The organism is Amycolatopsis sp. NPDC047767 (assembly GCF_040704195.1).
Classification (GTDB): Bacteria; Actinomycetota; Actinomycetes; order Mycobacteriales; family Pseudonocardiaceae; genus Amycolatopsis.
Map to the genome: position 1 here is coordinate 1 of NZ_JBEYSJ010000040.1, position 23,363 is coordinate 23,363.

Consider the following 23,363-nt stretch of genomic DNA (forward strand, 5'->3'; position numbering starts at 1 on the left):
ACGCAAAGCCGCACACTTCCTCGCCTTCCTTCAACTCGCAGCCGCCGTGACCTGCTGGAAGAAACTCCGAAAACTAACCACATGAGACAAGCTCTTAGCCGGTCGGCCGCCCCTCCATTTTGGGGACAACGCCGCGAACCCGGACTCGTTGAACGCGTGGATCACCTCCCGCACATAGCCTTCGGTCGCGGCGAACATCGCCGCGATCTCCTTCGCGGACCGGCCTTGCGACGAGGCCAGCACAATCCCGGATCGTCGCAGCCGCACCCGATCCCGGGCGGACCTCGTGATCTTGACCAGCCGCTGGGCCTCCTCCGGCTCCAGCGACCGCGCGAACACCTCCGGCTGACGCGCCACCAGCCTCACCTCCACAGCCAGCCTCGCGATCACCGGCCCGGATGTCCACACGACACGATGACAACGTCAACGTTTCTTGATGAGGCACTAGTGTGGCGTGATTCTGGGCCCGCCGCGCGCGGTCCGGCGGCGGCTCGGAGGGCTGGCGGGGGCATCGCGCCGGGTGTGGTCGCGCCACGACCCGGCGCCGGGTCCGGACGTCGGTGTCGGGGCCAGGCGCGGTCCTTCTCGTTGAACAGGAACAGGAACTCAGTCCCGCTCATCTTCGGAAAGTAGCTATGGCCAAGCAGCGTGTCGAGCGCAATGATCGGCGACCCGGGTGCTGGGGTGCCATTGCTGTATTCGCCCGGTCCTGCGAAGGCGTCGTAGTAGATGACGCGCCGATTGTACTGGCGATAATGGGAAATCGAGCACCAAGCGAGGCGCGCAGCAGTCTATGCTTCGCGGCCGTATGCGGCGGACGGTCCCACAGTTTGAGTTCGGCGGCGCTGGACGTCGGCATAGATCAAGAGCCGCCGGTTGTGCCGTCGGCGTTACGAGCTGTCGCGTCGTGGTGGCACGACGTCTCGGCCTGCTGTCCCCGCGTCGGCAGGTCCCGGCTCGGACATCCGATCGTCGCGTCGTTCTTGCTCGCTCAGTTCCTGGGCCCAGGCCCAGGCGGCGCTGGGGTTGCGGATATAAAACTTCCGACGCGAGTCGCCGCGTGGAAGCGGACTGAGCAGGCCGGTGTTGACGAGCGCGCGCAGCGGACTCTGCAGATTGCTGATCGTGACGTCGAGGGTCTTCGCCAGGTCGGTGAGGCAGACGATACCGTCGTCCGTCTGGGCGATTGCCAGCATCAGTTCGAGGCGGTACCGCTGCCCAAAAGCGTGCTGAGAGACCCGACGCAGCCACTCAGCATCCATCCCGGTCACGAGCATCATGTTACGGGATCTTCGTTACGGGTATCGCGTAATGTATTCCGTGTCAGGAGTGACGAGCGTTCCGTGAGCAGGAGTAACGATGAGTAGGTCGGCGAAACGAGGGAGGAGGCGGCCGGCCGGCCGCCCCGGAGGTATTACCGCCTCACGGAGAAGGGGAAAGCGGAACTCGGCGCCCTGCTGGCCAAGGCTCAACACGACAGCCGCTTCCGTGGATTAAGCTGGGAATGGCGCGATGAGTGAATTTCTCGACTTGATCAGCGGCTGGGGGATCTGGTCCATCGTCATCGCTGTTCTTGCGTTCGGCTTCTTTCCCGCCTTCATCGTGCAGGTTCTGGTGCGTATCTACCGGAATCGGCATCCGCGGCGTCGAGAGATACTGGCTGAGTTCCATGACGTTCCACGCAAGGAGCGCCCTGTCTGGGGTTCCGAGCAGCTGGCGACAGTTGTCTTCGATGGATTGCCGGCACGCATCGGTAGCATTCGGAAGCGCCGGAGAGTGAGACGGCCAGTAGAAATAGAGCCCTTGCTGCGGCCGAAGAATGCTCACGCGCGCAGCCTTCTGATCGCGGCAGCGATGCTCGATCAGGCGAGGCCCGAAATTGTCCACGAAGCAGTAAACGTCATCGCAGAAGCGGCGGGTTCGACAAGAGTAGCCCTACGAGAAGTGACCTATTCGACGCGTTCCACGAAATTTGCGAGCCACCGGCTTCTGAAGTGGATCATTGAACTTGAGTCGGATATTCGCAACACCTGAGCTTATTGACGACCTTCTCGAAAGGCTTCGCGAGGATGAGGAATGAGTCTGTGGTCCGAATGCGCCAAGGTCAGGACCTTCGCATCACGCGGCGTGCGCGGAGATCAGTCGGCATTACCCGGTAGACGGCCGCGCATTCCGCGCACGGGTAGAGCGGTCGAGGTCCCAACGCCCCGCTGAGAACCTCGGCGAAAAGATAAGGGTGGACCTCGCTGAGGACCGGGAAGCCGGGCGGCTGGTGCTTGGCCAGGATCGGGCAAGTCGAACATCGCTTTCCCGGCCGGGTTGCGACGAGGATTGCTCCGTCCACCGCGACACGTTCGAATGCGCGCTGCGAGCCAGGATGGGTGCGTCGGCCGCCCTCCCGGCCCGGGCGATGCTGTTCCACATGTTGTAGGTCGCGAAGTCCAAGGGCTCGGACACGCCTGGTTCCTCCGCTGCATGCTGGACGGGACAGCGATCGGTCTTTAGTCGTGGTCGCTGCTTTTCTTCAATGGTCAAGGGTGTTGCCCGTTTGCCGTAACGCTTACAGGACGACGAAGGTGCTGACGAGCTCAGGGCTGCCGCTGTTGCGGATCTCGAGCTCGTAGTCGTCGAAGGTCCCTCCTTCGTGTCCTCTTCGTCGGGCAGCGCCGATCAGCAGACGCTTGAGTTGGGACGGGTCATGGGGGTCCGCTTGGGCGGAGAAGGAACTGATCCGGTCGCCGTTGCGCAGGAGGGTGAGGTTGATCATAGTGAGTTCGCGTGGCTTACTTGCCTCTTCGAGCGGCGGTTCCGCGGGTCCCTCCTGGGCAGGGCTGAGGTTCTCGCCGGTGTTGATGACCGTCGGCCTGATCCCTCGGCCCGCTGGGCTCAGGAGGCCCCACGTGTGCAGCAAGCCGACCGCGCGGTGGGCCGTGCCGATGCTCGTGCTGAACGTCGCCGCGACCTCCTTTATGGACGGTGCGACGGAGCCGTCCGCGATCTCCCCAGAGAGGATGCGACGTCGGATGGCGGCGGCGATCTCCTCGTACGGGGCGCTCGGCGCCGTCTTGGCTCGCTCGGTGGCGGACACCCGCGCCGGCGGCTGCGGTGGAACGTGCTCCAGCAGCGTCTTCGACGCCCGCTGGTCGGCTTCGCTGACCCAGGCCGCGTAAACCTTGAGCGTCGTGGTTCCGCCGCCTGAGTGGCCGAGGCGGCCGGCGACGGTGCGGATGTCGACACCCGCGACGATGAGTTCCGTCGCCGAGTAATGGCGGACGCGTCGGAACGTCGTTTCGATACCGAGTCGTTGCGCGAGCCGGTTGTACCGCTGGGTCAGCGTCTCGGGGCGGTAGGGCTGACTTCCGTCGGTCGTGAGGGAGAAGATGAACGACTCTCTCGTGATCTTCAGTCCGAGCTTTTTGGCCTGCTCTTCACAGTAATCGCGGTAGTCGATCAGCAATGCGTTGGTCTGCTCGTCCAGCGCGATGTGCCGCTTCTGCCCGGTCTTGGTGTCCTTCTCCCAGATGTCGGCACCGTCTTGGACGATGTTGCGGTGGAACGCCAGCCGTGCCCGCTTCGGTTCGAAGTGCTTCCACCGCAGGCCACACAGCTCCGCTCGGCGAGGACTGGTGGTGAACGCCACCCAAACCAGCGTGCCGAAGAACACATCTTGCCAGGCCGCGTTCAAGAGCAGCGCTGCTTCTTCGGGGGTTGGTGGTTGCGGGTCGGGTTGTGGCGCGGCCGGAGGTCTCGCGAGGTCGATCGGGTTCATGCTCACCCACGTCCAGCGGCGGACGGTCTCGAAGGCGGCGGAGAGGAAGAAGTGGATCTTCCGAATGCTCCAGTCGGCGAGTGGCTTGCAGATGTGCGGCCCGCAGCGAGCGTCGCATGTGTGCTTGCGCTGTGTGCGGTGCTCGGTGAAGGGCTTCGTGCAGTGGTCTCGGCATCGGGCGAGTTCGGCGTAGTACCGGTCGAGCAGTTCGGCGTCGACCTTGCCGGCTTGCTCTTCGCCGATCAGCGGACGGATGTGCTTGTTGGCGTACCGGATAAGGGTGCGCCGCGTGCTCTCCGACACCTTCGCGTAGGGCATGTGGGCGTCGATGACCTGGTTGACGGTCGCCCTCGTCTGAGGGGCCTTCTTCTCGTCGACCTGGGTGATGAGCCGACGGAGGGCTTTTTCGCCCTCGTCAAGGGCGTCGGGGCCTGCCGGGATCGTCTCCTCCAGGTACAGGCGCTTCCCGGTGATGCGGTCTTTGCCGTTCGCGACCCGTGCGCGCACAGCACCACTGGGCAGTAGGTAGAGACCACCCCTTTGACGGCGCTTGATCGCGCCAGTGGTGGAAGATGATCGGGCCATGGACATGACAATAGAACCGTTCGTTCCACAAACGGTTCCACGTCGCCTCCTCACGATGGTCCGTGGGAGGGTCTGACCTGCGTGCCCTTGGCAGGATTCGAACCTGCGACACCTGCCTCCGGAGGGCAGTGCTCTATCCCCTGAGCTACAAGGGCGCATCGCTGCGCGACCACGTCAGCTTAGCGCACCCCGGTTCGCCCGGTGTTCCGCAGGGGGTCACCTTCGGGGCCGACACTGCTAGCGTTGATCTTGCCGACGGAGGGAGCAGGGGTGGCAGCGGAACCGTTCGAGGCCCACGTGACCGAGGCCGACATCGCGGACCTGCGGGAACGGTTGCGGCGCACGCGGTGGCCCGAGGCCGAGACGGTGGCCGACTGGTCCCAGGGCCTGCCGCTGGCCTACGCGCAGGAGCTGTGCCGCACCTGGGCCGAGGACTACGACTTCGGCTTCGCCGACCGGCTCAACGCGTTCCCGCAGTTCCGCGACACCGTCGACGGGCTCGGCATCCACTTCGTGCACGCCCGCTCGCCCGAGCCCGACGCGTTCCCGCTGGTGATCACGCACGGGTGGCCCGGCTCGGTGCTCGAGTTCCTCGACGTGCTGGGCCCGCTCACCGATCCGCGCGCCCACGGGGGAGACCCGGCGGACGCGTTCCACGTGGTCGCGCCGTCGTTGCCCGGGTACGGGTGGAGCGACAAGCCGGCGAAGGCCGGGTGGGGTGTGGAGCGCACGGCGCGGGCCTGGGACAGCCTGATGGTCTCGCTGGGCTACGAGCGCTACGGCGCGCAGGGCGGCGACTGGGGCTCGGCCGTGACCGGCGCGCTCGGCGAGGTCGCGCCGGAGCGGGTGGCGGGCGTCCACGTGAACATGGCGGCCGCGCCGCTGGGGCAGTTCGACGACCCGACGCCCGAGGAGCAGGCCGCGCTCGCCGCGGCGCAGGAGTTCGGCCGCACCGGCCGCGGGTACTCCGGCCAGCAGTCCACGCGCCCGCAGACGCTCGGCTACGGCCTCACCGACTCGCCCGCCGGCCAGGCCGCCTGGATCGCCGAGAAGTTCTGGGCCTGGACCGACAACAACGGCCACCCGGAAGACGCGCTGACCCGCCGCCAGATCCTCGACGCGATCTCCGTGTACTGGTTCACGGCCTCGGCCACGTCGTCGGCGCGGCTGTACTGGGAGAGCTTCGGCACCGGGTTCCGGGGCAAGATCACCGCGCCGTCCGGGATTTCGTTGTACCCCAAGGAGATCACGCGGCCCTCGCGCCGCGAGGCCGAGTTGCGGTTCACCGACCTGCGCTGGTTCGAGGAGCTGCCGCACGGCGGTCACTTCGCGGCGATGGAGGAGCCGGAGTCGCTCGTCGAGCAGGTGCGCGGGTTCTTCCGTCTCGTGCGCTGATACCGCCGGTTTCCCACCAGGCGAGAGTGCTCATCCGGGGGATGGGTATCCGCCTGTGTGCCCGATTACAGTGAACTTAGGCTTGCCTGTATTGCACATATGCGCATGCGACTATATATTGCGAAAGGAGCCTCGAAACAGGCTCTGCACCTGCGGTGACCTGTGGAAACGAGGGGAGGCGACGGCATGGGCCACGGACACGGCCATGGGCACACCGCCGCCCCGGCGAGCGCTTCCGGCCGCTACCTGCGCGCGTTGCTGATCGCCCTCGTCATCGGCGCGGGCTTCATGGTGCTGGAGTTCGTGGTGGGCTTCACCACGGGCTCGCTGGCCCTGATCTCCGACGCCGCCCACATGTTCACCGACGTCCTGGGCGTCGGCATGGCGCTCACCGCGATCGTCCTGGCGCGCCGCAGCGGGCCGACGCTCAGCCGCACGTTCGGCATGTACCGCGCCGAGGTGCTGGCCGCGCTGGGCAACGCGGTGCTGCTGTTCGGCGTCGCCGGGTACGTGCTGGTGGAGGCCATCGGCCGCATCACCGACCCGCCCGAGGTGGCCGGCCTGCCGGTGCTGCTGGCCGCCGGCGCGGGCCTGGTCGCCAACATCGTGTCGTTCTTCGTGCTGCGCTCGGGCGCGCGCGAAAGCCTCAACGTCCGCGGCGCGTACCTCGAGGTGCTCGCCGACCTGATCGGCTCCGTCGGTGTGCTGATCAGCGGCGCGATCACCCTGACCACGGGCTGGCGCTACGCCGACCCGATCATCGGTGTCGCCATCGGCCTGTTCGTGCTGCCCCGCACGTGGACGCTGGCCCGCCGCGCGCTGCGCATCCTCTTCCAGCACGCCCCGAACACCGTCGACGTCGGCGCGATCAGCACGGAGCTCGCGGCACTGCCGGGCGTCTCCGACGTCCATGATCTCCACGTCTGGACGCTCACCTCGGGCATGGAGGTCGCGTCGGCGCACCTCACGATGAACGAGGAGGCCGAGCAGTCCACCGTGCTCACCAAGGCTCAGGACCTGCTGGCGGCCCGGTACTCAATCAACCACGCGACGTTGCAGGTCGAAGGACCGCAGTGCGCGCGCCGGTGCCAGGAACTGTCCTGGTAGCCGGGTTTCACCCGGGACGGGCGAACGCGCCGCGTGGAGTTGAGCCGAATCCGACGGGATCTGACCCGGTCACCGGTGGCCGGTACCCGCGGTTCGGGGCAATCTTCAAGCGGCGCAAAGGATAAGCAGACGGGCATGAGCGCGCCTGCGGAACAGACCACCAAGGGGAATGCTCGTGAGTGAGCGCATCAGTTCGCAGCGGCAGGAGTTCGGGATCGGCGTGATCGGGGGGCCGACCACCGTCGTCGACATCGCGGGCCTGCGGTTCGTGGTGGACCCGACGTTCGACGAGCCGGGCCCGCACGCCTACCTGACCAAGCTCGAGGGCCCGGCCGTCGACGAGGCCGGGCTCGGCGACGTCGACGTCGTGCTCGTGAGCCACGCCGCCCACCTCGACAACCTGGACGTCAAGGGCAAGGAATACGCCCTCGCCGCCAAAACGGTCCTGACCGGCGCCAACTCCGCGAAGCTGCTGGGAGCCAACACCCGTGGCCTCGAAGCCTGGGACACCATCACCCTCCCCCGCGGCGACGGCGGCGGCGACCTGACCGTGCAGGCCGTTCCGGCCGAACACGGCCCCGCCGACGGCGACCGCGACGACACCGGCTACATCAACTCCCAGGTGATCGGCTTCGTGCTGTCCGGCACCGACCTGCCGACGGTGTACATCAGCGGCGACAACGCGTCCGTCCGCGTGGCAGCCGAGATCGCCGACAAGGCGGGGCCCATCGACGTCGCCGTCCTCTTCGCCGGAGCCGCCCGCGTCGCCGCGAAGTTCGACGGCCGCCCCCTCACGCTCACCTCCGAACGCGCCGCCGCCGTCGCCGCGGTGCTCGGCGCCAAGACCGTCCTGCCCGCCCACATCCAGGGCTGGGCCCACTTCTCCGAAGGCATCGACACCTTCAAGCCGGCGTTCGACGACGCCGGCCTGGCCCACGTGCTCGCCCTGGCCGAACCGGGCGAGTGGAACGTCGTGGGCAAGCAGTCCTGACGCCGCCTTTTGAGCAGCAGCCGGGGCGCGGTGGCCGAGGTGCGGACCTCGGCCACCGCGGCCACCTGGTAGACCAAGAGCCATGCGCAAGGACTTCGATCCCGCCGACGTCGCCCCGTTCGCCTTCTACCGGCTGCTGACCGCCACCGTGGTGCCGCGGCCGATCGCGTGGGTGTCGAGTACGTCGGGCAGGGTGGACAACCTGGCGCCGCACTCGTTTTTCACAGTGGCCTCGGCCGCGCCGCCGGTGCTGCAGTTCACGTCGGTGGGGCGGAAGGACACGTTGCGCAACGTCGAGGCCACCGGGCAGTTCGTGGTGAACCTCGCGCCGGAGCAGCTGTTCGAGAAGATCAACGACACGGGCACCGACTTCCCGCCCGACCACAGCGAGTTCGACGCCGCGGGGCTCACGCGCGAGCCGAGCACGAAGGTGAAGCCGCCGCGGGTGGCGCAGTCGCCGGTGGCGTTCGAGTGCGAGCTGCACAGCACGGTCGGGTTCGGCACGTCGACGGTGGTGTTCGGCCGGGTCGTGCACGTCGCGGTGGCCGAGGAGGTGCTCGACGGCGACCACCCCGTGATCGGGCGGCTGCGGCCCCTGGCGCGCCTCGGCGGCGACGAGTGGGGCACCGTCGGCGACGTCAAGGAGATCCCGCGCATCCGGTTCGCCGACTGGAACCGCAAATAGACTGGAACCGGAAAGAGAAGAGGGGCCGCTCCCGACACACGAGAGCGGCCCCCGGCAAGAAACTCAGGACGCCGGAAGCGGAGCCGCCCCGCGCGCCCGCAACATCAGCTTCATCTGGTTGATCTCCGCGCCCTGCGACACGAGGATGCTGCGGCACAACGCCTTCACCGCCGGCATGCTCGTGTGGTCCTGCGCGTACTCCGCCATCGCCGTGCCGCCCTGGTGGTGGCGCAGCATGAGCTGGAGGAAGTCGACGTCCATCGCGCGGCCGGTCAGCGAGCGCAGCTTGGCGATCTCCGCGTCGGTGGCCATGCCGGGCATCGGGGCGCCGTTGGCCGGTGAGCTGGTGGGCATCTGCATGCCCGCGTGGCCCATCGGCTCGGTCATCCACGTCATGTACGCGCCGGGCGCCTGCTCGGGCTGGTCCCACAGCATGAGCCAGCCCTTCATGCGCCCGACCTGCTCGGTCTGCGACGACTCGATGTCGAACGCGAGCTGCCGCACCTCCGGGTCCGTGCTGTGGTCACGGGCCCAGTTGGCCATGGTCACGGCCTGCAGGTGGTGCGTCGACATGTCCTGGGCGAAGCCGACCTCGACCGAACCCGCGCCGGGGGTCGCCGGCGCGGCGTCACTGCCGTCGGTGAGCCGCGCGGCGAACACGCCGATCGCCGCGCCGATGAGCAGCACGGCGAGCATCGACCCGCCGATGACGACCCAGCGCGACCACGCGGGGCGCTCGCCGGGCTCGTCGACGTCCGGTTCGAGGTCGGCTTCGGTGCTCACCGTGAGATCACTGTCCCGCCGGGGCCGACGGCGCCGAGACGGGCGCGCTGGGCTGGCCCGGGGCGCCCTGCTGCATGCCGCCCTCGGGCACGGCGCCGGAGCTGCCGCCGTAGTTCATCGGCTTCGCGTCGGGGCCGGGCTTGCTCGGGTCGAACGGCGGCGGGTTGCTCGGGTCGAACTGACCCGGGCCGAGCGCGTCGCACGAGGCGCCGATCTCGGGGTACACGCCGTTCGGGTTCGTCCGCAGCGCGGCGATGAACTCGTCGATGCGCGGGTCGTCGGCCTTGTCCAGCTTGAGCTGGTGGCCCCACGACTGCAGCGAGATCGGCTTGTCCAGGCCGGGGTAGGGCGACATCGAGATGTAGGTCTTGCCCTTGACGCGCGCGGCCAGCAGGTCCACCTGGTCACCCTTGACGAGGTCCGGGTTGTAGGCGATCCAGATGGCGCCGTGCTCCAGCGTGTGGACCATGTTCTCGGTGCGCACCGCGGTCGGGTAGACGACGCCGTTGCAGGCCGCCCAGTTGCCGTCGTGCGGGCCGCCGAAGGGCGGGCTGTGGTCGTACGCCACTCGCTCGGTGGGCAGCACGTGCACCGAACCGGTGTAGGTCGCGGTGATCACGCCCGGGATCTTCTTGGACGGGTCGGGGTCACTGGCCGTCGGCGCGAACGACGCGGCCGCCTCCTCGCGGGACTTCTGGTCGCGCTGCGGAGCGGATTTCACCATGTAGTAGGTGACGACGCTGGCCAGGAGGGCCACCACCACGACGACACCGACGATGGTGCCCCACGGAGTGCCCTTCTTGCTGACGACGGACTTGCCGCGCGCGGCCTTCACCGCGTTCGCGGACTTGCCGCGCGAGCCGCCGGCGGACGTCCCCTTCTTACTGGTTGTCCCTTTCGCCATGGTTTGCCGCGATCTCCTCGTGAGATGATGGAGGGATCCGGACGGACCCTGCCCGTCGGCCAGTGTAGAGACCGGACGTCTGATCACCGTGAACACCTCTCACGATCACTCCCGGGTGACGTGCGACAACTGCAGGTCGGACCGGCGTAAGCGTCCGACCTGGGCACACCTAGAATTCGGCGAGTGACTCCCGCCGCTCTCGCCGACCTGGTCCGCGCCTCCGCCGTGCAGGTGCTCGACGCCCGAGGCGTCGACGCCGCCGTGCTGCCGGAGCAGGTGACCATCGAACGCCCGCGCAACCCCGACCACGGCGACTACGCGACGAACCTCGCGCTCCAGGTGGCCAAGAAGGCCGGTCTCCAGACTCGGGAGTTCGCCGAGGCGCTGGCCGAGGTCGTGGCGGCCGCCGACGGCGTGGCCGCGGCCGAGGTCGCCGGCCCGGGGTTCCTCAACTTCCGCCTCGCCGCCGACGCGCAGGGCGAGGTCGTGCGCCAGGTGCTCGCCGCGGGGGAGGCCTACGGCCGCGGCGACGCGCTCACCGGCCGCAAGATCAACCTCGAGTTCGTCTCGGCCAACCCGACCGGCCCGATCCACCTCGGCGGCACGCGCTGGGCCGCGGTCGGCGACGCGCTGGGCCGGGTGCTGGCCGCGCAGGGCGGCGACGTCACGCGCGAGTACTACTTCAACGACGCCGGCGCCCAGATCGACCGGTTCGTGCGGTCCCTGATCGCCGCCGCCAAGGGCGAGCCCGCTCCCGAGGACGGCTACGCCGGCGGCTACATCAACGACATCGCCGCCGAGGTCCTCAAGCAGGAGCCCAGCGCGCTGTCCCAGCCCGAGGCCGAGCGGCACGAGACGTTCCGCCGCGTCGGCATCGAGCTCATGTTCACCGAGATCCGCCAGAGCCTGCACGAGTTCGGCACCGACTTCGACGTGTATTTCCACGAGAACTCGCTGCACGAGTCGGGCGCCGTCGACGCCGCCGTGCAGCAGCTCAAGGACTCCGGCAACCTCTACTTCGCCGACGGCGCCTGGTGGCTCAAGTCCAGCGAATACGGCGACGACAAGGACCGCGTCGTCATCAAGAAGGACGGCAACCCGGCCTACATCGCCGGCGACCTCGCCTACTTCAAGGACAAGCGCAACCGCGGCTTCGACCTGTGCATCTACATGCTCGGCGCCGACCACCACGGCTACATCGCGCGCCTCAAGGCCGCCGCGGCCGCGTTCGGCGACGACCCGGACACCGTCGAGGTCCTCATCGGCCAGATGGTGAACCTCGTGAGCGACGGCAAGCCGGTGCGCATGTCCAAGCGCGCGGGCACCGTGATCACGATGGAGGACCTCGTGGAGGCGGTGGGCGTCGACCCGGCGCGCTACGAGCTCATCCGCTACTCCGTAGACTCCACTTTGGACGTCGACCTCGATCTGCTGCGCAAGCACAGCAACGACAACCCGGTCTACTACGTGCAGTACGCGCACGCCCGGCTGGCTTCCTTGCAGCGCAACGCCGCCGACCTCGGGCTGAAGTCCGAAAAGGACGCGGCGGAGGTCGATTTCGGACTCCTGACCCTGCCCGCCGAGGGCGACCTGATCCGCACCATCGGCGAGTTCCCCGCCACCGTCCGCCGCGCCGCCGAGATGCGGGAACCGCACCGCATCGCCCGCTACCTCGAGGAGCTGGCCGGCGCGTACCACAAGTTCTACACGGTGGGCCGCGTGCTGCCGCAGGGCGACGAAGAGGCCACCCCTCTCACGTTCGCCCGGCTCGCCCTGTGCGAGGCCGCCCGCCAGGTGCTGGCGAACGGCCTGTCCTTGCTCGGTGTCTCAGCTCCGGAACGGATGTAAGAAATGGCGCACCCCGCGGGCCCCCGCCACGCCGACGTCTACCCCCATGCCGACGCCTCCGGGTTCCCGCCCGCGAGCGCCGAAGAGCTCGACAAGCTGCCCGCGAAAGTGTGGCCGCGCAACACTTATCGCGCCGGCGACGGCATCGTGCGCATCGCCGGCATGGACGTGCGCGACCTCGCCGAGACCTACGGCACGCCGCTGTTCGTGGTCGACGAGGCCGACTTCAAGTCCCGGTGCGCCGACTACGCCGAGGCGTTCGACGACCCGGCGCTGGTGCACTACGCGTCGAAGGCGTTCCTGTCCATCGAGATCGCCCGCTGGGTGGCCGAGCAGGGCCTGAGCCTCGACGTGTGCAGCGGCGGCGAGCTCGCCGTGGCGCAGCGCGCGAACTTCCCGGCCGAGCGGATCACCTTCCACGGCAACAACAAGTCGCTCGCGGAGCTCGACGCGGCGGTCGAGGCCGGCGTCGGCACCGTGGTCGTCGACTCGTACTACGAGATCGCCCGCCTGGCCGAGATCGCCGCGCGCCGCGAGGTCGTGCAGGCGGTGCTGGTGCGCGTGACCGTCGGCGTCGAGGCCCACACGCACGAGTTCATCGCGACCGCGCACGAGGACCAGAAGTTCGGCTTCTCGCTGGCTTCCGGCGACGCGGCCGAAGCCGTGCGCCGCGTGCTCAACGCGCCGTCGCTCAAGCTCGTGGGCCTGCACAGCCACATCGGCTCGCAGATCTTCGACGCCGACGGCTTCGAGGTCGCCGCGCGCCGCGTGGTCGGCCTGCTCGCCGACCTGGCCAAGGAGCACGGCCGCGAGCTGCTGGAGCAGCTCAACCTCGTGGACCTCGGCGGTGGCTTCGGCATCGCCTACACCGAGAAGGACAACCCGCCGCCGCCCGCGCAGATGATCACGCAGATCCGCGAGATCGTGCGCAAGGAGTGCGCGTACGCCGACCTGCCCATTCCGCGCATCGCGGGCGAGCCGGGCCGCGCGATCGCCGGCCCGGGCACCATCACGCTGTACGAGGTCGGCACCATCAAGGACGTCGCGCTGGGTGACAACAGCACCCGCCGCTACGTGAGCGTCGACGGCGGCATGAGCGACAACATCCGCACGGCGCTCTACGACGCGGTCTACGACTGCCGGGTCGTTTCGCGCTCCGCGAGCGAAGGCGAGGAGCCCGTTCTCGCCACTCTGTCCCGAGTCGTGGGAAAACACTGTGAATCCGGCGACATCGTCGTCCGAGACTGCTGGCTACCCGACACTCTTGCTCCCGGCGACCTGCTGGCCGTCGCGGCGACCGGTGCCTACTGCTACTCGATGGCGAGCGGGTACAACCGGCAGCCGCGCCCGGCGGTGGTGGCCGTGCGCAACGGCAGCGCCCGCGTGCTGCTGCGGCGGGAGACGACGGACGACATGCTGCGCCTGGAGGTTTGAGAAGTGTCCACAGTGTCTCCGAAAGGCGTGTCTCCGAAAGGCGTGTCTCCATCGGACCGACGGGCCATCAGGGTCGCCCTCCTCGGCTGCGGCACGGTCGGCAGCGAGGTCGTCCGGCTGCTCACCGAGCAGGCGGACGAGCTGGCGGCGCGCGCCGGGGCCGCGGTGGAGCTCGCGGGCATCGCCGTGCGCCGCCCCGACAAGCACCCCGAGCTGCCGCAGGAGCTGGTGACCGACGACGCGGCCGCGCTCGTCGTGCGCGAAGACGTCGACGTGATCGTGGAGCTGGTCGGCGGCATCGAGCCGGTGCGCGGCTGGCTGCTCGCGGCGCTGGGCGCCGGCAAGGCCGTGGTCACGGCCAACAAGGCGCTGCTCGCCGAGCACTCGGCCGACCTGTTCGAGGCCGCCGACGCCGCGGGTGTCGACCTGTACTTCGAGGCCGCCGTGGCCGGCGCCATCCCGCTGCTGCGCCCGCTGCGCGAATCGCTGGCCGGCGACCGCATCACGCGTGTGATGGGCATCGTCAACGGCACCACCAACTACATCCTCTCCGCCATGGACACCACGGGCGCGGGCTACGCCGAGACGCTCGACGAGGCCGGCCGCCTCGGGTACGCCGAGGCCGACCCGACCGCCGACGTCGACGGCTACGACGCCGCGTCCAAGGCCGCGATCCTCGCCTCGCTCGCGTTCCACACGCGCGTCACGGCGAAGGACGTGCACCGCGAGGGCATCGCCGACGTCACGGCGGCCGACCTGGTCGCCGCGCGCGTGCTGGGCCGCACGGTGAAGCTGCTGGCCATCTGCGAGCGCGTGACGGCCGACGACGGCGCCGAGTCCGTCTCGGCGCGCGTGCACCCGGTGATGATCCCGCGCAGCCACCAGCTCGCGGGTGTCAGCGGAGCGTTCAACGCCGTGTACGTGGAAGCCGACGCGGCGGGCCAGCTGATGTTCTACGGCCAGGGTGCCGGCGGAGCCCCCACGGCGAGCGCGGTGCTGGGCGACCTCGTCGCCGTGGCCCGCAACCGCGTGGTCGGCGGCCGCGGCCCGCGCGAGTCCGCGCACGCCGCGCTGCCCGTGCGCCCGATGGGCCAGACACCCACGCGCTACCACGTGAGCCTCGACGTCGCCGACCGCGCGGGCGTGCTTGCCCAGGTGGCTCAAGCGTTCGCGGGCCACGGCGTGAGCATCGCCGCCGTGCGCCAGCGCGACGCCAACGACACGGCGAGCCTCGTGGTGGTCACCCACCTGGCGCCAGACGCGGCGCTGCAGTCCACTGTGGACGAAATCGCGAAGCTCGATGTGGTGCACCAAGTCGTCAGCGTGATGCGTGTGGAAGGCGAAGACCAATGAGTGCGTGGCCCGGGATCATCGAGGCGTACCGCGACCGCGTCCCCGTGCCGGACGGCGCGCAGGTGGTGACGCTCGGCGAGGGCAACACCCCGCTGCTGCCCGCCGCGCACCTGTCGGAGCTCACGGGCTGCACGGTGTACCTCAAGGTGGAGGGCGCGAACCCCACGGGCTCGTTCAAGGACCGCGGCATGACCGTGGCCATCACCCACGCGCTGGCGAGCGGGCTCAAGGCCGTGATCTGCGCGTCGACGGGCAACACGTCGGCGTCGGCGGCGGCCTACGCCGCGCGCGCCGGTCTCACCTGCGCGGTTCTCGTGCCGCAGGGCAAGATCGCGATGGGCAAGCTCGCGCAGGCCGTGCTGCACGGCGCGCGCATCCTGCAGGTCGACGGCAACTTCGACGACTGCCTCGAGCTCGCGCGCAAGACCGCGGCCGACTACCCGGTGACGCTGGTGAACTCCGTGAACCCGGTGCGCATCGCGGGCCAGAAGACCGCCGCGTTCGAGATCTGCGACGCGCTCGGCCAGGCGCCCGACATCCACTGCCTGCCGGTGGGCAACGCGGGCAATATCACCGCGTACTGGGCCGGGTATTCGGAGTACGCCGAAGACGGTGTGGTGAAGAACACCCCGCGGATGTTCGGCTTCCAGGCGGCCGGCGCCGCGCCGCTCGTGCTGGGTGAGCCCGTGTCCGATCCCGACACCATCGCCACGGCGATCCGCATCGGCAGCCCCGCTTCGTGGGCCAGTGCGGTGAAGGCGAAGGACGAGTCGGACGGCCTGTTCGAGGCGATCACCGACGCGAAGATCCTCGAGGCCTACCGCCTGCTGGCTCAGCGTGAGGGCGTGTTCGTGGAGCCCGCGTCGGCCACGAGCGTCGCCGGCCTGCTCGCCACCGCCGCCGACGGCCGGCTGCCGAAGGGCAGCACGGTCGTGTGCACGGTCACCGGCCACGGCCTCAAGGACCCCGCGACCGCGCTCGAGGGCAACGTCGAGGTCGAGCCGCTCGCCGTCGACCCCACGGCGGTCGCCGCCGCACTGGACCTGCGATGACGGGATCCTCGGGCCTGCCGGTGGGCGCGTCGTTCCGGGCCGTGGTGCCGGGTTCGACGGCCAACCTCGGCCCGGGATTCGACGCGCTGGGACTGGCCCTGGCGTGGCACGACGTCGTCGAGCTGCAGGTCACCGAGGACGGCCTCAAGATCGAGGTGGTCGACGCCGGCGCCGGCGGCGTCGCCGACGTCCCCACCGACGAGACGCACCTCGTGGTGCGGGCGATCCGCCGCGCGTGCGCGCACTTCGACGTGCGCCCGCCGGGCCTGCACCTGCGCTGCTTCAACAAGATCCCGCACGCGCGCGGGCTCGGTTCCTCCGCGGCCGCCGTGGTGTCCGGCGTCGCGCTGGGTTACGCGCTGGCGGGCGTTCCGCTCGACGACGACGCCTTGCAACTCGCGGCCGAGTTCGAGGGCCACGCGGACAACGCGGCCGCCAGCCTGCTCGGCGGGCTCGTGGTGGCGTGGAGTGAAAACGGGCGCTTCCACGCCGAACGCGTGGAGCCCAGCACCGAGATCCGCCCGGTGGTGGCGATCCCCGCGCTGAAGTCGTCCACGGACGCCACGCGCGGCCTGCTGCCGCAGCACGTTCCGCACGCCGACGCGGCGCACAGCGCAGGCCGCACCGCGCTTTCGGTGCTCGCCATGACGACCAGGCCCGAGCTGCTGCTGGCCGCCACGGAAGACCGGCTGCACCAGGAATACCGGGCCGGCGCGTACCCCGCGAGCTCCGAATTGGTGCGCACGCTCCGTGCGCACGGGGTGGCGGCGACGATCTCCGGTGCCGGTCCCACGGTGCTCGCTCTCACCACGACGGGAATATTGCCGCCGGAATGCGACGTTGAGGGTTTCGACGTCGCCGAGCTGGGCGTGGACCTGACGGGTGTTCAGGTTGCGGCTCAGTAAAGCCCGGTCACGTGGCGGGCGGAACGTGCGCCACGCGGGGGGTGGTTGTTGCACCCGCCCACAGGGCGGTCTACCCTCGGGGGCGTTCGATCACCGTGCGTTTCCGCACCCGATGCCGGTCCTGTTCGCTCCTCGCGAGCCTCCGGTCCGCATCCTTCGTCGATCCGCCAGATCCGCTCCGCCTGGCAAGCGGGACGCGGAGGGACGCAGGCGGGTTTCCGGTTTCGGCGCGGTGCCGAATTCCGTTTCCTCCGTTTGGGGGAGGCAAACACCCCTGTGCTGGCGACGCTCTCGCTGTGTTCCGCACGGCTAGGCGCGACTCGCCCGCATCGGAAGCAAATGCCGTTTCGCGATCAGACGCGATCGGCGGCAGTCCGCTGATCCACCTGGAGGCGTGGATCGGTCAGGAAGGACATGTGTGAGCAACACCGATCTGTTGAGCGGCGACGTGGAGACCCCCGCCGCGGCCGCTGAGACGAATGGGGCCGCGGCCGCTCCGAAGCGCCGCACCGGGGGCCTGTCGGGGATGGTCATCGCCGAGCTCCGCCAGCTGGCGGGCGAACTGGGTGTGGGCGAGACCACGGGGATGCGCAAGGGTGACCTGATCGCCGCGATCCGCGAGCGGCAGGGCAAGACCAAGAAGCGCACCGCCACGGCGGAGACTCTCCCGCTCGACGGCGTCGGCGACGCTCCGGCTCCCAAGGCCTCGAAGGCCGCGAAGACCGAAGAGCCGGCCCGGGCCGAGAAGAAGCGCGAGGAGACCCCGGCTGCCGAGGCGGCGCCGGCTCCGCAGGCCGAGACCAACGGTTCGGCTCCCGTGGCCGAGGCGCCGGCCGAGAAGCCCGCGCAGAATGACCATGGCGGCCAGCAGAACTCCGACGGGCAGCAGGAGGAAGGCGGCCGCAGCCGTCGCCGCCGCGGCTCGAACCGGGCCGCGGGCGCGCCCGACGGCCAGCGTGAGCCGCGCGAGCAGCGTGACGGCGGCCAGCAGCGTGACGGTGGCCAGCGGGGCGACCGCGAGCAGCGGGGCGACCGTGCCGACCGTGGTGACCGCGCCGAGCGTCAGGGTGGCCGCGACAACAACCGCGGTGGCTCGGACAACCGGGACAACCGCGACAACCGCCAGCGCAACAACCAGCAGGACGGTGGCAACCGCGGCCAGCAGGACAACCGTTCGCAGGGCCCGGAGGACGACGAAGAGGGCGGCCGTCGCGGCCGTCGCTTCCGCGACCGCCGTCGCCGGGGGAGCGGGGGCGGGCGCGCCGAAGGCGGTTCGCCGGACACCGAGATCCGCGAGGACGACGTCCTGCTGCCGGTCGCCGGCATCCTGGACGTGCTCGACAACTACGCGTTCGTGCGCACCTCGGGCTACCTCGCCGGGCCGAACGACGTGTACGTGTCGCTCTCGCTGGTCCGCAAGTACGGCCTGCGCCGCGGTGACGCCATCACCGGTGTCGTCCGCCAGCCGCGGGACGGCGAGCAGCAGCGGCAGAAGTTCAACCCGCTGGTGCGCGTCGACTCGATCAACGGCCTGGAGCCGGACGAGGCCAAGCGCCGCCCCGACTTCACCAAGCTGACGCCGCTCTACCCGAACGAGCGCCTGCGCCTCGAGACCGAGTCGCACAAGCTCACCACCCGCGTGATCGACCTGATCATGCCGGTCGGCAAGGGGCAGCGTGCCCTGATCGTGTCGCCGCCGAAGGCCGGTAAGACCACGATCATGCAGGACATCGCCAACGCGATCACCACGAACAACCCCGAGTGCCACCTCATGGTCGTGCTGGTCGACGAGCGGCCGGAAGAGGTCACGGACATGCAGCGGTCCGTGAAGGGCGAGGTCATCGCCTCGACCTTCGACCGCCCGCCGGCCGACCACACCTCGGTCGCGGAGCTCTCGATCGAGCGCGCCAAGCGCCTGGTCGAGATGGGCCACGACGTGGTGGTGCTGCTCGACTCGATCACCCGCCTCGGCCGCGCCTACAACCTGGCCGCTCCCGCGTCGGGCCGGATCCTGTCCGGTGGTGTCGACTCGACCGCGCTGTACCCGCCGAAGCGTTTCCTGGGTGCCGCGCGCAACATCGAGAACGGCGGCTCGCTCACCATCTTCGCCACGGCGATGGTGGAGACGGGCTCCACGATGGACACGGTGATCTTCGAAGAGTTCAAGGGCACCGGCAACGCGGAGCTCAAGCTCGACCGCAAGATCTCCGAGCGCCGCGTGTTCCCGGCGGTCGACGTCAACCCGTCCGGCACCCGCAAGGAAGAGCTGCTGCTCTCGCCGGACGAGCTCGCCGTCACGCACAAGCTGCACCGCGTGCTCCACGCGCTGGACTCGCAGCAGGCCATCGACCTGCTGATCTCGCGCCTGCGCAAGACGAAGACCAACATCGAGTTCCTCATGCAGGTCTCGAAGACGGCCCTCGGCGCGAACGACGAGGACTGAGCTCCACCGCTTCACCGTCCGTGAAGGGCACCTTCCGCGAATCCGTTCCCGGAAGGTGCCCTTCACGGCGTTGGGGGCCGACGGCGCCGGAGCCGAGGAATACCAGGCCAGGAGGGTTGGTTGAACTCACCGTCAGCCTGTCTGGCACAATGACCCGCTGAAGTCCGGCACCGGTTCACCCCGATCCTGGGGACCCGGGGCCAACGAGAGAGGACACCATGAAGAGCGGTATTCACCCTGAGTACGTGACGACTCAGGTCACCTGTAACTGCGGGAACAGCTTCACCACCCGCAGCACCAAGGACTCGGGCGCGATCCACGTCGAGATCTGCTCGAACTGCCACCCGTTCTACACCGGCAAGCAGAAGATCATGGACACCGGTGGCCGGGTTGCGCGCTTCGAGAAGCGCTACGGCAAGCGGCAGAAGAACGACGCCAAGTAGCTTCGCCCACGGCGCCCACTCGCACGTGCGAGTGGGCGCCGTTTGCTGTCCGTCGGTGAAATTCTGTCGTTGGTGGTACTAGGCCGGGAAGAAGGCGCGGAAGTGGATTCGACTTCGCTCAAGGGGTTGCTCGCGGAGCACGCCCAGCTGGAAGAGCAGCTGGCGGACCCGGCCGTGCACGCCGACCAGGCCAAGGCCCGCAAGCTGGGCCGCCGCTACGCGGAGCTGAGCCCCGTCGTGCGCGCAGTGCGGGAGCTCGACCAGACGCGCGACGACCTCGCCGCGGCCAGGGAGCTGGCGGCCGAGGACGCGGCGTTCGCGGAGGAGGCCGACGAGCTGGCCGCGAAGATCCCCGACCTCGAGTCCCGCCTCACGGAGCTGCTGCTGCCGCGCGACCCGTACGACGGCTCCGACGTGGTCATGGAGGTCAAGTCCGGCGAAGGCGGCGAGGAGTCCGCCCTGTTCGCGGGCGACCTGCTGCGCATGTACCTGCGCTACGCCGAGCGCCACGGCTGGAAGGCCGAGGTCCTCGACTCCACCGACTCCGACCTGGGCGGCTTCAAGGACGTCACGCTGTCGATCAAGAGCAAGACGGCCGACGTGGACGGCGTCTGGTCGCGCCTGAAGTTCGAGGGCGGTGTGCACCGCGTGCAGCGCGTGCCGGCGACCGAGTCGCAGGGCCGCATCCACACGTCCGCCGCCGGCGTGCTGATCTACCCCGAGCCCGAAGAGGTCGAGGTCGAAATCGACCCGAACGACCTGCGCATCGACGTCTTCCGCTCGTCGGGCCCCGGCGGCCAGAGCGTGAACACCACCGACTCGGCCGTGCGCATCACGCACCTGCCGACCGGCATCGTCGTCTCGTGCCAGAACGAGAAGTCCCAGATCCAGAACCGCGCCCGCGCGCTGCAGGTGCTGCAGGCCCGCCTGCAGGCCATCGCCGAGGAAGAGGCCGCCGCGAAGGCCTCGGACGCCCGCCGCTCGCAGGTCCGCACCGTCGACCGCTCCGAGCGCGTGCGCACGTACAACTTCCCCGAGAACCGCATCTCGGACCACCGGGTGAACTACAAGGCCTACAACCTCGACCAGGTCCTCGACGGCGACCTCGACGGCGTCCTGGACGCCCTGGCGACTGCCGACCGCGAGGAGCGCCTGGCCGCGCAGTCCGGCTGAGCCCGGCCGGCCGCCTCAGACGACGGCCGCGATCTCCTCGGTCAGCGGTTCGTCGTCTTCGCGCTCCATCTGCGGCTTCGGCGGCTCTTCGGCGCGCGGCAGCAGGCTGAGGATCGCGAACGCGAGCGCCAGCACGGTCGGGAACAGCGTGAGCAGCTGGTGCTTCACACCTTCCACGCCTTCACCGAGCGCGGACAGCCCGAGCTGCCCGACGGCGAAGAACGTCAGCATCAGCACCACGAGGCCGTACTCGCGCCGCCCGCGCCGGAAAGCGCGCACCGCCGCCCAGATCATCAGCAGCCACAGGGGAATCAGCACGAACAGCCCCGCGGGCGCGGCCAGCGCGGCGAGCCCGGAGAACACCGGCACGCGGTACTCCTTCGACAGCCGCGGCTGTCCGGAGAGCTCACCGAAGCTGCCGAGGTTGTCCGGACGCGCGGTGAGCGTGTTCACGCCGCCTTGCTGCAGGATCTGCGCGACGCGCACGGGGTGCGACTCGTAGTACGCGAGCACGTTGCGGCGGCTGATCTTGTCGCGGTACTGCGGGTAGAGCGGGTCGGTCCACGCGGCGCCGGGGCTCCACCACCCGGTGCCGATGTACTTCGCGAACGACTGCGGCAGCCCGAGCGCCGCCAGGTCGGCGTTCGTGTCGTGCTTGCCGTCCACAATGGAGTCGAAGATGGCGTTGTACATGTTGGCCTCGCGGTATTCCGCGTTGGCCGGGTCGCCGTGCGACTGCACGGCGAGCGTCCCGCCGCCCACGAGCACGAGCACCGCGAGCGGCAGCGCCCAGCGAGCCTTGCCGCGCGCGTCCTTGGGCTTCACGAGCAGTACCGCGAGCACGAAGACGGGGATGAGCAGCAGCGTCTGCGACTTCGCGTTGATGCCGATCAGTCCACCGAGGACGGTGATCACCGCGCCCGCGTAGCGCCAGTTGCGCTGCCGATGCATGAGCAGCAGCCCGCCGGCGATCAGCAGCATGCCGAGGAACGCGGCGCCTTCGCTGAGGCTGGAGGCGAAGTAGCCGAAGAACGCCGAGTCGCCCATCACGAGCAGCAGGAGCACCGTGGCGACGATCCGGCCGCGGCGGCCGAGGTCGAGCCCGAGCACCGTGGCCGTGATGGCGACGGCGACGAGCACGCACGTGCCCACGCCGAGCACCAGCAGGTTGAGGATCGCGTCCGTGCCGAGCACGTGGCCGATCTTGTTCGCGAGCCAGTCGAGCCAGGTCTGGCTGGAGACGTAGTCGCTCGTGCACGGCACGCCGGTGCCGTAGCTGAACCGGACGAAGCCTTCGGAGGGGCGGTCGAGCTGCTTGCCGCCGAGCTTGCAGAGCAAGCGCCAGCCGTCGCCGTTGTCCGCCATGCCGATCGGCCGGGGGACCAGGAAACGGACCAGCAGGAGGGCCAGTGACGCGAGGAAGACTGCGAGACCGAAGCGGAGTTCCCTGGAACGCACCGGCTGAGTGTAGGTTGTGCCGTTCCGTGACGGTTCGGGGCTCCGCCCCGGCCGCCCGATGGGGGCCCACCGTTCGGTTCGGCCCGGCGCGGCCCCCGGCGGCCGCACTCTCGATACCCTGGACACCAGGCTCGACGACGTGAAGGACGACTTGTGAATCGGCAGCCGCTGCGCCTGGCCATCATGGAGGCCACCCGGATCCTCACCGAGGCGGGCGTGGAGTCACCGCGGACGGACGCGGACCTGATCGCCGCGCACGTGCTCGGGGTCGATCGCGGGCGCTTGCCGATGGTGCCGCTGGTCGACCCGCCGGTGATCGAGGCGATCGGGCAGCTGGTGGCGCAGCGCGCCAAGCGGATCCCGCTGCAGTACCTCACCGGGTGGGCCGCGCTGGGCAACATCACGGTGAACGTGGGCCCCGGCGTGTTCGTGCCGCGGCCGGAGACCGAGCTGCTGCTGGACTGGGGCCTGAAGTTCCTCCACGGGCGCGAGTTCCCCGTGGTGGTCGACCTGTGCACAGGGTCCGCCGCGCTGGCCCTGGCGCTGGCGCACGAGCGGCCGGACGCCGTCGTGTACGCCGTGGACGTCGACCCGCAGGCGCTCGCGTGGGCCCGGCACAACGCCGACGTGCACTCCGACGCCGGCGACACCCCCGTGCGCCTCTACTCGGGCGACATCGCCGACCCGACGATGTTCGCCGAGCTCGACGGCCTCGTCGACCTGGTGGTCTGCAACCCGCCGTACGTCCCCGAGGGCACGCCCGTGCCCCCGGAGGTCGCCGAGCACGACCCGGCGCGCGCGGTGTTCGCCGAGGAGAGCGGCCTCGCGGTGATCCGCCACGCCATCGCGGCCGGCGCCCGCCTGCTGCGTCCCGGCGGCGGCCTGGCCATCGAGCACGACGACACCCACGGGTCGGCCGTCCCGGCGCTCGTGCGGGCGCGCCGCGTGCTCACCGCGGTCGAGGACCACCCCGACTTCACGGGCCGGGCCCGTTACGTCACCGCCCGCCGTCTGGGCTGAAACCGGGCGGAACCG

General features: G+C 69.7%; 20 protein-coding genes and 1 tRNA gene. 14 read left to right on the forward strand and 7 right to left on the reverse strand.

What is annotated here, in order from left to right:
- Nucleotides 1-30 precede the first annotated feature (30 nt).
- Complete coding sequence (locus tag AB0878_RS42140; RefSeq protein WP_366587503.1) at nucleotides 31-357, reverse strand: helix-turn-helix domain-containing protein; 327 nt, start codon at nucleotides 355-357, stop codon at nucleotides 31-33.
- Nucleotides 358-890: 533 nt separating this feature from the next.
- Nucleotides 891-1,271 carry a hypothetical protein gene (locus AB0878_RS42145; protein WP_366587505.1) on the reverse strand — a complete coding sequence of 127 codons (381 nt, stop codon included), beginning with the start codon at nucleotides 1,269-1,271 and terminating at the stop codon, nucleotides 891-893.
- Nucleotides 1,272-1,512: 241 nt separating this feature from the next.
- Here AB0878_RS42145 and AB0878_RS42150 point away from each other — a divergent pair, with 241 nt between their 5' ends.
- Complete coding sequence (locus AB0878_RS42150) at nucleotides 1,513-2,034, forward strand: hypothetical protein (RefSeq protein ID WP_366587507.1); 522 nt, start codon at nucleotides 1,513-1,515, stop codon at nucleotides 2,032-2,034.
- 526 nt (nucleotides 2,035-2,560) lie between these two features.
- Here AB0878_RS42150 and AB0878_RS42155 read toward each other — a convergent pair.
- Together AB0878_RS42155 and AB0878_RS42160 are read right to left on the reverse strand one after the other, a co-directional pair.
- The gene (locus AB0878_RS42155; protein WP_366587509.1) at nucleotides 2,561-4,360 is read right to left on the reverse strand and encodes a tyrosine-type recombinase/integrase; all 1,800 of its coding nucleotides are present in this window, start codon (nucleotides 4,358-4,360) and stop codon (nucleotides 2,561-2,563) included.
- A 76-nt stretch (nucleotides 4,361-4,436) separates the two neighbouring features.
- Nucleotides 4,437-4,509 (reverse strand) — tRNA-Arg (locus AB0878_RS42160).
- Nucleotides 4,510-4,624: 115 nt separating this feature from the next.
- On the opposite strand from AB0878_RS42160, the gene AB0878_RS42165 reads away from it, so the two are divergent.
- The 4 genes from AB0878_RS42165 (at nucleotide 4,625) to AB0878_RS42180 (ending at nucleotide 8,532) form a co-directional block, all read left to right on the forward strand.
- Nucleotides 4,625-5,749 (forward strand): epoxide hydrolase family protein, encoded by a 1,125-nt coding sequence (locus tag AB0878_RS42165; protein WP_366587511.1) that lies wholly within the window; start codon nucleotides 4,625-4,627, stop codon nucleotides 5,747-5,749.
- 186 nt (nucleotides 5,750-5,935) lie between these two features.
- Complete coding sequence (locus AB0878_RS42170; RefSeq protein WP_366587512.1) at nucleotides 5,936-6,856, forward strand: cation diffusion facilitator family transporter; 921 nt, start codon at nucleotides 5,936-5,938, stop codon at nucleotides 6,854-6,856.
- 175 nt (nucleotides 6,857-7,031) lie between these two features.
- Entirely contained in the window at nucleotides 7,032-7,847 is an 816-nt protein-coding gene (locus AB0878_RS42175; RefSeq protein WP_366587514.1) for an MBL fold metallo-hydrolase, read from the forward strand.
- Nucleotides 7,848-7,929: 82 nt separating this feature from the next.
- A complete protein-coding gene (locus AB0878_RS42180; RefSeq protein ID WP_366587516.1) occupies nucleotides 7,930-8,532 on the forward strand; it encodes a flavin reductase family protein in 603 nt (200 codons plus the stop codon).
- A 63-nt stretch (nucleotides 8,533-8,595) separates the two neighbouring features.
- On the opposite strand, the gene AB0878_RS42185 is transcribed toward AB0878_RS42180, so the two are convergent.
- Nucleotides 8,596-9,315, reverse strand: coding sequence for a DUF305 domain-containing protein (locus tag AB0878_RS42185; protein ID WP_366587519.1), 720 nt, complete (start codon nucleotides 9,313-9,315; stop codon nucleotides 8,596-8,598).
- Between the two features lie 7 nt (nucleotides 9,316-9,322).
- Nucleotides 9,323-10,150 carry a DUF3105 domain-containing protein gene (locus tag AB0878_RS42190; RefSeq protein WP_366587671.1) on the reverse strand — a complete coding sequence of 276 codons (828 nt, stop codon included), beginning with the start codon at nucleotides 10,148-10,150 and terminating at the stop codon, nucleotides 9,323-9,325.
- A 252-nt stretch (nucleotides 10,151-10,402) separates the two neighbouring features.
- Here AB0878_RS42190 and argS point away from each other — a divergent pair, with 252 nt between their 5' ends.
- The 8 genes from argS to prfA all read left to right on the forward strand — a co-directional run bounded on the left by argS (nucleotide 10,403) and on the right by prfA (nucleotide 20,870).
- Complete coding sequence (gene argS / locus AB0878_RS42195; RefSeq protein WP_366587521.1) at nucleotides 10,403-12,067, forward strand: arginine--tRNA ligase; 1,665 nt, start codon at nucleotides 10,403-10,405, stop codon at nucleotides 12,065-12,067.
- 3 nt (nucleotides 12,068-12,070) lie between these two features.
- On the forward strand, nucleotides 12,071-13,501 hold the full coding sequence (gene lysA / locus AB0878_RS42200; RefSeq protein ID WP_366587523.1) for a diaminopimelate decarboxylase: 1,431 nt from the start codon (nucleotides 12,071-12,073) through the stop codon (nucleotides 13,499-13,501).
- 42 nt (nucleotides 13,502-13,543) lie between these two features.
- Nucleotides 13,544-14,854, forward strand: coding sequence for a homoserine dehydrogenase (locus AB0878_RS42205; protein WP_366587525.1), 1,311 nt, complete (start codon nucleotides 13,544-13,546; stop codon nucleotides 14,852-14,854).
- Nucleotides 14,851-15,906, forward strand: a complete 1,056-nt coding sequence (gene thrC, locus AB0878_RS42210) for a threonine synthase (protein ID WP_366587527.1) — start codon at nucleotides 14,851-14,853, stop codon at nucleotides 15,904-15,906. The genes AB0878_RS42205 and thrC overlap by 4 nt, the downstream gene beginning before the upstream one ends.
- Nucleotides 15,903-16,811: a homoserine kinase gene (thrB, locus tag AB0878_RS42215; RefSeq protein WP_366587529.1), complete on the forward strand. Its 909-nt coding sequence runs from the start codon at nucleotides 15,903-15,905 to the stop codon at nucleotides 16,809-16,811. The genes thrC and thrB overlap by 4 nt, the downstream gene beginning before the upstream one ends.
- Before the next feature lie 418 nt (nucleotides 16,812-17,229).
- On the forward strand, nucleotides 17,230-19,254 hold the full coding sequence (gene rho / locus AB0878_RS42220) for a transcription termination factor Rho (RefSeq protein WP_366587531.1): 2,025 nt from the start codon (nucleotides 17,230-17,232) through the stop codon (nucleotides 19,252-19,254).
- Between the two features lie 218 nt (nucleotides 19,255-19,472).
- On the forward strand, nucleotides 19,473-19,697 hold the full coding sequence (gene rpmE / locus AB0878_RS42225; protein WP_220243829.1) for a 50S ribosomal protein L31: 225 nt from the start codon (nucleotides 19,473-19,475) through the stop codon (nucleotides 19,695-19,697).
- Nucleotides 19,698-19,799: 102 nt separating this feature from the next.
- Nucleotides 19,800-20,870, forward strand: coding sequence for a peptide chain release factor 1 (prfA, locus tag AB0878_RS42230; protein ID WP_366587533.1), 1,071 nt, complete (start codon nucleotides 19,800-19,802; stop codon nucleotides 20,868-20,870).
- Between the two features lie 15 nt (nucleotides 20,871-20,885).
- Here prfA and AB0878_RS42235 read toward each other — a convergent pair whose 3' ends face one another.
- The gene (locus AB0878_RS42235; protein WP_366587536.1) at nucleotides 20,886-22,328 is read right to left on the reverse strand and encodes a hypothetical protein; all 1,443 of its coding nucleotides are present in this window, start codon (nucleotides 22,326-22,328) and stop codon (nucleotides 20,886-20,888) included.
- A gap of 153 nt (nucleotides 22,329-22,481) precedes the next feature.
- Between AB0878_RS42235 and prmC the strand changes: the two genes are divergently transcribed.
- Nucleotides 22,482-23,348, forward strand: a complete 867-nt coding sequence (gene prmC, locus AB0878_RS42240) for a peptide chain release factor N(5)-glutamine methyltransferase (protein ID WP_366587538.1) — start codon at nucleotides 22,482-22,484, stop codon at nucleotides 23,346-23,348.
- The last annotated feature ends 15 nt before the right edge of the window (nucleotides 23,349-23,363 follow it).